This is a genomic window from Lacisediminihabitans sp., from assembly GCF_036404185.1.
In the GTDB taxonomy this organism is placed as follows: domain Bacteria; phylum Actinomycetota; class Actinomycetes; order Actinomycetales; family Microbacteriaceae; genus Lacisediminihabitans.
In genome coordinates, this window is record NZ_DASWPB010000232.1 from 1 (window position 1) to 10,647 (window position 10,647).

Here is a 10,647-nt window from a genome sequence, read left to right on the forward strand (position 1 = left end):
GGGCTCCGGGAAGGTCATCGACTCGAGGACGATCTGGTCGTTCGGGTCGGACAGCGTGTCGCCCGTCGTGGTGTCCTTGAGGCCGATGACCGCGTAGATGTGGCCGGCGGTCACCGAGTCGACGGGGTTCTCCTTGTTGGAGTGCATCTGGAAGATCTTGCCGATGCGCTCCTTCTTGCCCTTGGTCGAGTTCATGACCTGGCCGCCGGAGTCGAGGTGACCGGAGTACACCCGGATGTAGGTGAGTCGACCGAAGAACGGGTGGACGGCCACCTTGAACGCCAGGGCCGCAAAGGGGTCCTTCGGGTCCGGGTGGCGCGCGACGATCTTCTCCTCGTCGCGGACGTCGTGACCCTCGGTCGCCGGCACGTCGAGCGGGCTCGGCAGGTAGTCGACGACGGCATCCAGCATCGGCTGCACTCCGCGGTTCTTGAACGCGGAGCCGCACAGCACGGGGTAGATCTCGCTGTTGACGGTGAGCTTGCGGATGGCCTTCTTGATCTCGGCGACGCTGAAGTCGATGTCGCCGTTCAGGAAGCGCTCGAGCAGCTCGTCGTCCGCCTCCGCGACGGTCTCGATGAGTGCGGCACGGTATTCGTTCGCCTTCTCGACGAGGTCGGCCGGGATCTCCTCGATCTCGTAGTGGGCGCCGAGCTGGACGTCACCCTTCGAGTCGCCGCGCCAGGTCAGCGCACGCATCTCGACGAGGTCGATAACACCCTCGAAGGTGTTCTCGAACCCGATCGGGAGCTGGATGACCAGGGGCTTGGCCCCGAGGCGCTTGACGATGGTGTCCACCGTGAAGTAGAAGTCGGCGCCGAGCTTGTCCATCTTGTTGACGAAGCAGATGCGCGGGACATCGTACTTGTCGGCCTGACGCCAGACGGTCTCCGACTGGGGCTCGACGCCCTCCTTGCCGTCGAAGACGGCGACGGCGCCGTCGAGGACACGAAGCGAGCGCTCCACCTCGACGGTGAAGTCGACGTGTCCGGGCGTGTCGATGATGTTGATCTGGTTCTTGTTCCAGAAACAGGTCGTGGCAGCCGACGTGATCGTGATGCCACGCTCCTGCTCCTGCGCCATCCAGTCCATCGTGGCCGCACCGTCGTGCACCTCACCGATCTTGTGGGTGATGCCGGTGTAGTACAGGATGCGCTCGGTGGTCGTGGTCTTGCCGGCGTCGATGTGAGCCATGATGCCGATGTTGCGGACCTTGTTCAGGTCGGTGAGCACGTCTTGTGCCACGGGGGTTCCTTACCTCTTGAAGTGTGATCTCAGGCCGAAGTCGAATCGGGGGCCGAATGGGCGCCCCTGGTGGTGGAGCGGCGACGACCGGCAGGCCGTCGCCGCCCGCCGGTTACCACCGGTAGTGAGCGAAGGCCTTGTTGGCGTCAGCCATCTTGTGCGTGTCCTCGCGGCGCTTCACCGCGGCACCGAGGCCGTTGGATGCGTCGAGGATCTCGTTGGTGAGCCGCTCGGTCATGGTCTTCTCGCGACGGGCCTTGGCATAGGTGGTCAGCCAGCGCAGCGCGAGCGTGTTGGCACGGTGAGGCTTGACCTCGACCGGAACCTGGTAGGTCGAGCCGCCGACGCGGCGGCTCTTGACCTCGATGGTGGGGCGGACGTTGTCGAGCGCCTTCTTGAGCGTGACGACGGCATCCGCACCGTTCTTGGTGGAGACACCGGAGAGCGCGTCGTAGACGATCTTCTCGGCGAGGCCCTTCTTGCCATCAAGAAGGATCTTGTTGACGAGCTGGCTGACGATGGGGGCTCCGTAGACCGGGTCCGCGACAACGGGACGCTTCGGTGCTGGTCCTTTACGTGGCATTACTTCTTGTCCATCTTCGCTCCGTAGCGGCTGCGGGCCTGCTTACGATTTTTGACTGCCTGGGTGTCGAGGGCGCCACGGACGATCTTGTAGCGCACGCCGGGGAGGTCCTTCACACGACCGCCGCGCACGAGCACCATCGAGTGCTCCTGGAGGTTGTGGCCCTCGCCGGGGATGTATGCGGTCACCTCGGTGCCGTTGCTCAGCTTCACGCGGGCTACCTTGCGCAGGGCGGAGTTCGGCTTCTTCGGGGTGGTGGTGTAGACGCGTGTGCACACGCCTCGCTGCTGGGGGTTGGCCTTGAGGGCGGGTGCCTTGGTCTTGACGACCTTCGGGCTGCGACCCTTCCGGACCAACTGCTGGATGGTTGGCACTGCATACTCCTTGTATTTACTGCACGGTGACAGCTGGTTCTTTAGCATCCGATCGGGAGGCCTGCGGATTCCCGATCGTTTTGCACCACACGCAAAGCCCCCGGTTGGGAGATCCTGAGTGGTATGCCGTGGGGGCTGCCCTCGTACAGAGGGCAAACCCAGCTCGTATGCCAGATGCCAGTGCTCGTCATCCCCGCCGCGAACAGCACGCGGGCATGATTCAAGCGCACGACAAAGCGCACACCAGATAAGACTACCGGCGCGGCGTGTCGCGGTCAAATGATCTGCGGTCGCCCTCAGCGAACGGAGACGCTGCCCTCCGCAACGAACGCCGTGGCCGCATCCGGATGGGACGCGGCCACGGCGTTCGTTGCGGTGGGACGGACCGGTCAGCCGCCGATGCCCTTCGCGAGCTCGCTGTCCACGTTCTCCAGAGCGCCTGCGGCCTTGGTGAGGAACTGCGACATGCCGTCGAGGCCGTTCACGGCCTCCGTCGTGCCCTTGGTGAACTGCTCGTACGAGGTGTGGAAGGCCCCGGATGCGGCATCCGTGACGAATCCGCCCTGCACCAGGCCGTTCACGAGGGTCTGCAGCTCGTGCAGCTTCGAGGTGATGTCGTCCTTACCGGTCGTGAGACGGTTGGCCGCATCGGTCATCTCGCTGTAGGTGACATTCATGTTTGCCATGAGGTTCAACTCCTTGATCGTCTGGGGCCGACCTCCTCAGGTCAACCAACTACTGCAAACCTACTGGCCACCCTGCCGGGAGGGAATGGGCAGGGGTGCCCATGGGTCAGGCGAACGACTCCCCGGTACCGAGGGCTTGACCGGCCCGCCAGTATTGCATCGCGGTGACCACGGCGACGGCCATGAACACCGCCCCGATGATGAGCGCTCCGGCGAAGAAGCTCGTGTCGTGAAAGAGCAACGCCATCCACGAGGTGCCGAGGAGCGCCCCGCCGACGGCGGCGAACCACAGGTCGAAACGCCAGCGGAAGGTGAACCACCGCCAGAAGGACTTCCCTGCTCCTCCACCGCGCGCACGATCTCCCCTGCGCCGGAGCTCGGCGGCGTAGGTGAGCTTCTTGACGAGAGACACCGTCAATATGCCGGCCAGGGCCGCGGCCAGACCGCCGTACAGACCCAAGACGATGAAGGTGTTGGTCGATTCCGGCTCGCGGAGGTCGAGCGGCCATCCTCCACCGCCTGAGGTGGCGAGGGGGATCAGGATGAGACACCCCCACCCCACGACGGCGACGGCTATCCAGAGCAGATGCGCACGGGCCCCGATCGGCTTCATCACCGAGACCACGGTGCCCCCCTGCCACCATCGACGGTCGCGCACGCCGAACCGGGCCGCACGACGCAGGAACACCCCGAGGAAGAGGAGGACGGCGCCGACCACCAGCAGGCATCCCGGGATGGCGATCAGGACCGACACGATGCTCGACTGACGCCGACTCAGCAGGAATGCACCGGGAACGGTCACCGTCGTCTGCAGACCCTCCCGATCGGTGCCGCTGGACAACAGCCAGAGGAGCCAGGCGAGCGCGACGAGGGCGAGCGCGACGGCGACGGCACCGAGGACGAGCAGACGACCACCGGCACGCGGCGAGTTCGCGGATCTCGCGGGACCGGAAGCCGACCGGTCAGGCACCGGCCACCACCCCTGCCGCAGCACCGCCGTCGGCGGCCTCCACCGAGTCGCCGATCCAGGTGATCGAATCGACGATGGAGTCGAAGAGCTCCGTGAACAAGGCGCCGTCGGGGGCCGTCGGCAGCGAGATCAGCATGGCGAGCAGTCCGTCCTCGACCGGCGCGGGCAGCCAGTACTCGAGCCGGAGGGACGGTGTCTCCTCTGTCACGTAGTGCTGCACACCCTCTGTAGCCACCCGAGCGACCGGACCGGCCGCGGTGTGGAGGACGGTGGCGTCGGGAAATGCCGCGCGAAGCCGGTCGGCCGGCTCGGCGAGGCCATCGAGCGCGGTGGCGATCCGAGGCCAGGGCTGCCGCCGGGTGATCATGGCGCCGGAGAAGGGCACTCCCGGCATCAGCTCGAGGGCAATCGCGTAGGCGATGGCACCCTGATCCCTTGCGTCGGTCGCCGACTTCACCAGTTCCTCCCTGAACTGGCGCCGCCGAGAGGCCAATCGATCGCTCGTGCCGATCTGCTGCTTCACGACCTGGGCAACCTGCCGTTTGATCTTCTCCGGACTCGACAGCGGAATGGTCGCCCAGGTGCCGGGAAGAATGAGGAAAAATCCCTCATCCCCCAATGGGACTCGTCGTGTTTGCACGACTAGCTCCCGAGCTCGACGGTGAGGGTGGCCACGCACCCCATCGCCATGTCGACGAAATCGTCGAATCCCGCTATGTCCTGGGTGGTGAAGATGAACTCAAGCATCTGGGCGGCGCCGTCGACGAAGACTCCGATGACCACCCTGGCCTCGGGCCGCCCGAAGGCGTCTCCGGGATCCGTATAGGTGATGAGGTTGTACGCTCCCACCGCCAGGCCCGCGTCGATGCGGACCGTCCACGTCTTGACGATGTTGTAGCGCTCGCCAGGACCGCTGCGCTCTTCGTCCTCGTCGAGCGCGGCCAGGTAGCTCTCGGGAGAGTCCGTGTCCGACAGCTCAGTCGTCCGGAAGGCGAGAACACACTTGACATGGGCGGGCTCGCCCGGCGGCAGGTAGACCGCGGCCGTGAGCCGGGGGTCCGCCGCGGCCAGGAGGCGCTCCCGCACGGCAGCCAGCTCCGCTCGGACCAGGTCGCGCTGTGCAAGCTCGGGTGCGACCTCGCGGACGAGGGTGTCGAGCCACTCCCGCCCGGAATCGCTCTCGAGGTCGACCGGATGCCATCCGTCTCGCACATCGAAATCGAAGTCGGCGATCGATCTCCTCTTGCGTTTCATCCCGAAAACCATCGGCTTCTCCCCTGTCTTCGCTCGATTGCTGCATTCCGTCTGAGACGCGGCGGCCCCGCGTCCACTCTACGGAAGGTGCCGGCGCGCCTCGTGTCTATTTCACTCCGTATACGGTCTCGCTGAGATAGGTCTTCGGGTCGCTCAGGTCCTGGGTGGCCTTCCAGGTGGTCTCGGCCTGATAGGCGGCCACGCCGACGAGCTGGATGGCGATGGTCGGCTCCTTCAGGATCGCCGGATTCAGCTTGACGAACTTGGCAACGTCGATCAGCTCCCGGTTCAGTTTCAACAGCTTGGCCGGATCGAGATCGGGGATGAGCTTCGCCTCCTTGAGGGCGCCGACGACATCCTTGAATCCCGTCTTGCCCGGACCGAGCAAGGCCTTCGGCTCGAGGTCCTTGAGACTGCCGGAGAACATGGCCTTGAGGGTGTCTTTGAAACCCATCTTGAGGTTCTTGCTCGCCTCGAGCGCCTGGGGCACCATGCTTTCGCCGGCCTTGAGCTTGAGGATGCCCCGCATGCTCTTCATCGCCTGCTCGTCCTTCAGCGCGACGGGCAGGGTCTTCATCAACGCGGCGGACTTGAGGTTCTTGGCCAGCTGGCTGAACGCCTTGCCGCCGACGAAACTCAGCGCGACGCCCGCTGCCGCCCAGACGATGTCCCAGCCGCTCCCGCCCTCGGTGATCGTCTTGATCACCGCATCGATCAGATCGAGGATCGCGCCGATCGTTCCGAGCACGATGAGGATCTGACCGAGGATGGGGACCCAACCCAGGAAGATCGAGAGGATTCCTGCCCAGTCGCAGATCGTCTTGAAGATGTCGTAGACGGTCGCCCCCCAGTCGTCCCACCACGAATCCTCGAGCCCGTGGTTCTTCTTCCCGCTGACCACCTCGACGATGGACTTGATCGCCGCCTCGGCCGCGGAGTTCTTTGCCTCGAGGGCATCGCGCCACTCCTGCTGCGCGGCATCCAGCGATTGGGCGGCGGCGGTGACGTCGTCCTGTGCGTCGGAGGCGGCCTTCTGAGATGCGGTGTCGGTGGGATCGGCGGCCTCCGCGGCTCCCTTCGCCGTCGTCGCCGTGTGCTGCGCCGACTGGAGCTCGGATTCCCTGTGGTTGATGTGGGCGATCGCCGTGGCCGCATCATCCTGGGCCGACTTCAGGGCGTAGGAGTAGGTGACGAGCGCCGTGGAGGTCACGGCGTACCGCTCCTGGGCCTTGGCGATGTCGTCGGCCACATCGCCGGCCTTGTCGCGGATGGCATCGATCGCCTGGCTCTTCATCCCGTCGACGTCGTGAATGGAGCGGAGCGTCTTCACCGATCTCGAGATGGCCTTGGCGATCTCGCCGTAGTGCTCCGCCTTGGCCCGCAACAGCGCGTCGTCGCCCTTGAGCGGCATGAATTCCTGGTCGCCCATCAGTACCCTCCTCCTCCGCCGCCCCCGCCGCCGCCACCGCTGGTGCCGCCGCCGTTTGCGGGTGTCTTTGCGCTCGTCGCCGCGTCCTCGAGTGCCTTCGACAGTCCGGCATCGACCTTGGTGAAGCCGTCCGAGATCGCCTCGATCGACTTGTAGAGGTCCTCGACCGCTTCCGTCATGCTCTTGCGCTTGTCATTCCACTTGTGGGCGAAGTCCTCGACGTGGCCGGCGAGATCGTCGTGCCCCGTGGCATCCGCGACGGTGTCGCTGAAGTCGTCCGCGTCCTTGAACTCGTGCTCGACCGCCTTCAGATCGTCCTTGAGCTGCGTCAGCAGCTCCAGGTCCAACTTGAGATCCGGCATCGCGTCCTCTCCCTCTGTTTCGTGGGACCCGAATTCTTCGTGGACCCCGCGCGAACTATCACCAAGCTAGCCATATCCGCGGGAACTGGACATGGGTAGCGGTCCCCATCCCCGTCATTCCTGCGGCAGCGGCAGCTGCACGCGCGCGAACCGACCCTTGGCGATGTACATGCCCCGGCCCGGCGGGAACTCGGAACGAATGAGGCGGGGCAGCTGGGTCTTGAGCAGGATGTCGCCCTCCACCGACTCCGGCTGCAGCAGGAATCCGCGACGGGCGTTCTTGAACTCGCCCATGAGCGGCCACGACGAGCCCCACGCCGACATCTCCGCCTCGGCGATCACCAGATGGGTGCTCCGCTTCGCCGCCCTGGCCAGCTCGACAATCGCCGAGTCCGCCGGCGTCTGCAGGAAATCGCCGATCGACTCGATGAAGACGACAATGCGCCCCTCCGTGTCCTCGTCGGCGATCGCGGCGGCCAGATCCTTGGCCAGCATGGCCACGGCGTCGGTGGTCGTCGCACGGTCCTCCCAGGAGACCGCCTCGGCCAGGCGGGAGCGGGAGTTGCCGAGGTAGTACAGCCGCGCGGCCGGATCGAAGCGGGCGATGGACTGCGCCAATCCCAGCATCGCCGTCGACCGACCGCTCGCTGGCGGTCCCGCGAGCAGCAGCGTGCCCTCCGGGTCGAAGCCAAGGGGGCCGAGATCCGTGTCTCCGATGCCGAGGACGGGGACACCCCCCACCTCGGTGGGGAGATCGGCGATCCCGTACTCCTTGGGCAACGAGCCGATGGAGGGCGCCCGAACGACGCCGGCCCGCTCCATCGCCTCCGCGAGCGCCTTGGTCGCGGTCGCCTGATCGGAGACGGAGGCGGACCCGCCCAGGATCGCCACCTGGGTCTCGAAGCCGTCCACGATGGCCCGGCCCGCCGGCGACTTGCTGCCGAGGATGTCGGACGGCACGTCGAGCATCCCGTACCCATCGTCGGCGAGCCTCAGCACCACCTTGCGTTGGATGCTCGAGCCGATCGAGGCGGGGACCGCGCCGGCACGGTCGGCGGTCAGCGCCACGTGGATGCCGAGCTGACGTCCGTCGCCCAGGATGTCCTTGAAGACGTCGTACCAGATGGATCGACCGGCGGGGATCTCGAAGTCGTTGCGGAAGTTCGGGAATCCGTCGATGAGCAGCAGGATGCGTGGCTCCGTCGGACGGCCGGCGAGGGTGCGGTACTCGACGATGTTCGAGGCGTTGGCCGCAGCGAACCGGGGGCCGCGGTCCTCGAGCTCCGCCTGCAGCATCCGGAACAGCCGGACGATGCGTTCGGAGTCGTCCCCGGCGATGATGGAGCCGACATGGGGCAGGGCCTCGAGCATCCGCAGGCTGCCCGACCCGAAGTCGAGCCCGTAGACCAGGACCGGACCGCCGCGCGGGGTGATGGCGGCGGCCGCGGCGAGAGTCCGCAATACCGCGCTCTTGCCGGAACCACCGGTTCCGAAGATCGAGAGATGACCGTCGACGTCCGGCTGGAAGTAGACAGGCAGCTGCTGCTGACGCTCCGGGATGTCGGCGACGCCGAGCAGCAGTTCGGAGTCCGTGCGCTGAGGCAGCTTGCCGAGATCGTAGAGCCCGGCGAGTTCGTCGAGCCACGGCCGGCGCGGAGCGGGGATCTTCGCCTCTCCGGCGGCCCTGACGATAGAGCTCACGAGGCGTTGCTGGTCGGTCGGCCCGAGGTCGCGGGTCTCGTCGACCTCGGTGGAGCGCACGTCCTCCCAGCGGTTCTCCCCGCCGAAGCGGAGCTCGGCCACCTCGATGTCGGCGCGCTCCGGCTCCCGGCCGGTCCAGCCACCGGCATACCCGGACTGGAACAGAGCCAGGCGCCCCGGGCCGGTCTTCGCCACCCCGCGCCCGGGAATGGCCGGGTCGAAGTGGGCGGCGTCCTTGACTCCGACGACGTCCTGGCTGTCCGACTCGTCCGCCATCCGAAGGGCGATGCGCAGGTTGGTGTTGGCCCGCAGGTTGTCCTTGATCACGCCCGCGGGACGCTGGGTCGCCATGATGAGGTGGATGCCGAGCGAGCGCCCGCGCTGGGCGATGTCGACGACACCGTCGACGAACTCGGGGACGTCTCCGACGAGGGCGGCGAACTCGTCGATCACGAGCACGAGGGCCGGCGGGCTGTCCGGGTCTCCCCGCTTCTCCAGCTCGAGCAGGTCCTTGGCCTTCTTGCGGTTGAGCAGATGCTCCCGGTAGTGCAACTCCGCCCTGAGGCTGGTCAACGCCCTGCGAACCAGGTGCGGGCTGAGGTCGGTGACCAGCCCGACCGTGTGCGGCAGCGAGACGCAGTCGGCGAAGGCGGAGCCGCCCTTGTAGTCGACGAAGAGGAAGGTGACCCGGTCCGGGCTGTATTCGGCCGCCATGCCGAGCACCCAGGCCTGCAGGAACTCGCTCTTGCCCGCACCGGTCGTGCCGCCGACGAGGGCGTGCGGGCCCTGGGTGCGAAGGTCGAGATGGATCGGATCGACGCCCGCGGAGCCGATGATGGCGCGGAGTTTGCCGGCACGCTTCTGGACGATCGGGACACCGGGCCTACGGTCGTGGATGGACGCGTTCTGCCGCCAGCGATCGATCACCGCGTCGCTGGTGTCGATGAGCTCATGGCCGAGCAGCGTGATCATCGACACGGACCTCGGCAGGTCGCTGGAGTCGGCGACGAGCGCCCCGGCGTCGATGACGGGGGCGAGTCGTTTGGCGAACTCGAGCGCTCTCACGGAATCGACCTGTTCGGTCTGCACGTTCGTGATCGTCTCGCCGAGACGGACGAGACCGACGGTGGCGAGCTCCGCATCGTCGTCGAGCCGCAGATAGGTTCGGCAGACGGCGGGAAGAGCCGGCACATCCGGCGCGACCCAGATCGGGTACACACCCGCGTCCGCCGCCTGCTCCGCCAGTTGCACGAGCCTTGCCCGGTCGACTGGGACGTCATCGGAGATCACCAGGACGATGGCGGGAACGGGAGAGGGGGTTCCGGACGTCGACCCGGACGCTCCGACATCCGCGCCGCGTTCCAGGGCGGCGCCCTCCAGGTCGAGCGCCCCGCGACGCTGGGCCTCTTTGCCTCCGAGCCGGTCGGCGACCAGCCCCTCGATCGCCGACAGCAGCTGGGCTCCGCTGGCGGCGCTGTCGGCGAGGTGCGTGACCTCGATCGGGCTGTGCGGCGACGAGGTGTGCGGCATCCATTTGAGCCACTCCAGTTCGTGCGACCAGCGTGGGCTCACCAGGGCAGCGACGACCAGTTCGGCCGGCGAGTGCAGGGCCGTGATCTGGACGAGGATGGAGTTGAGCGACCCGGTGGCGGCCGCGGGCGAGCCGGCGATGCCGAGGGCGCCGGAGTCGAACAGGTTATCGATGATCGGCACGCCGTCGATGTGGCGGTTCTCCTCCACGACGGCGTCCAGCCGCGCCTGGAACTCCGGCAGCATCTCGCCCTTCGGACTGGTGGCGACCACGGTGCGCGAGGTCATCGTGCCGATGCCGAGCCGCACGTTGAGGAAGGACCAGTGCTCCGGGCGTCTGGTCCAGAGCATCGGACCGCGACGTACCGCCTCGTCGTAGGCCTCTGCCGTCGAGGGCGACTCGTTGATGCGCAACTCGAGTTCGCGAACTCGCTCCTCCTCGAGCTGAGCGGTCAGCGAGGAGAGGTGGACGTCGAACCGGCCGATCGCCTTCCTCAACCGGCGCTTCTCCCT

General features: G+C 66.8%; 10 protein-coding genes. All 10 read right to left on the reverse strand.

The features are described from left to right. On the reverse strand, nt 1-1,245 hold a 1,245-nt coding region (locus VGC18_RS16030; protein ID WP_331099243.1), incomplete at its 3' end, for an elongation factor G. A 112-nt stretch (nt 1,246-1,357) separates the two neighbouring features. After that, nucleotides 1,358-1,828, reverse strand: a complete 471-nt coding sequence (gene rpsG, locus VGC18_RS16035; RefSeq protein ID WP_147783482.1) for a 30S ribosomal protein S7 — start codon at nt 1,826-1,828, stop codon at nt 1,358-1,360. Further along, on the reverse strand, nt 1,828-2,202 hold the full coding sequence (gene rpsL, locus VGC18_RS16040) for a 30S ribosomal protein S12 (protein WP_325517316.1): 375 nt from the start codon (nt 2,200-2,202) through the stop codon (nt 1,828-1,830). The genes rpsG and rpsL overlap by 1 nt, the downstream gene beginning before the upstream one ends. A 389-nt stretch (nt 2,203-2,591) precedes the next feature. Next, nucleotides 2,592-2,888 (reverse strand): WXG100 family type VII secretion target, encoded by a 297-nt coding sequence (locus VGC18_RS16045; RefSeq protein ID WP_331099248.1) that lies wholly within the window; start codon nt 2,886-2,888, stop codon nt 2,592-2,594. Between the two features lie 106 nt (nt 2,889-2,994). Next, the gene (locus tag VGC18_RS16050) at nt 2,995-3,858 is read right to left on the reverse strand and encodes a hypothetical protein (RefSeq protein ID WP_331099250.1); all 864 of its coding nucleotides are present in this window, start codon (nt 3,856-3,858) and stop codon (nt 2,995-2,997) included. Next, a complete protein-coding gene (locus VGC18_RS16055) occupies nt 3,851-4,477 on the reverse strand; it encodes a hypothetical protein (RefSeq protein WP_331099252.1) in 627 nt (208 codons plus the stop codon). Before VGC18_RS16055 ends, VGC18_RS16050 begins: the two co-directional genes overlap by 8 nt. Before the next feature lie 23 nt (nt 4,478-4,500). Continuing rightward, on the reverse strand, nt 4,501-5,112 hold the full coding sequence (locus VGC18_RS16060) for a hypothetical protein (RefSeq protein ID WP_331099259.1): 612 nt from the start codon (nt 5,110-5,112) through the stop codon (nt 4,501-4,503). A gap of 106 nt (nt 5,113-5,218) precedes the next feature. Next, complete coding sequence (locus VGC18_RS16065; protein WP_331099261.1) at nt 5,219-6,541, reverse strand: putative T7SS-secreted protein; 1,323 nt, start codon at nt 6,539-6,541, stop codon at nt 5,219-5,221. Continuing rightward, nucleotides 6,541-6,903, reverse strand: a complete 363-nt coding sequence (locus VGC18_RS16070; protein WP_331099263.1) for a hypothetical protein — start codon at nt 6,901-6,903, stop codon at nt 6,541-6,543. The genes VGC18_RS16065 and VGC18_RS16070 overlap by 1 nt, the downstream gene beginning before the upstream one ends. Nucleotides 6,904-7,017: 114 nt before the next feature. Next, entirely contained in the window at nt 7,018-10,632 is a 3,615-nt protein-coding gene (locus VGC18_RS16075; protein ID WP_331099265.1) for an FtsK/SpoIIIE domain-containing protein, read from the reverse strand. Between the last annotated feature and the right edge of the window lie 15 nt (nt 10,633-10,647).

Excerpts from the sequence above, each read along its gene's own strand:
- rpsG (WP_147783482.1), bottom strand. The coding sequence starts at position 1,828 with ATGCCACGTAAAGGACCAGCACCGAAGCGTCCCGTTGTCGCGGACCCG.
- VGC18_RS16060 (WP_331099259.1), bottom strand. The coding sequence starts at position 5,112 with ATGAAACGCAAGAGGAGATCGATCGCCGACTTCGATTTCGATGTGCGA.
- VGC18_RS16045 (WP_331099248.1), bottom strand. The coding sequence starts at position 2,888 with ATGGCAAACATGAATGTCACCTACAGCGAGATGACCGATGCGGCCAAC.
- VGC18_RS16065 (WP_331099261.1), bottom strand. The coding sequence starts at position 6,541 with ATGGGCGACCAGGAATTCATGCCGCTCAAGGGCGACGACGCGCTGTTG.
- VGC18_RS16070 (WP_331099263.1), bottom strand. The coding sequence starts at position 6,903 with ATGCCGGATCTCAAGTTGGACCTGGAGCTGCTGACGCAGCTCAAGGAC.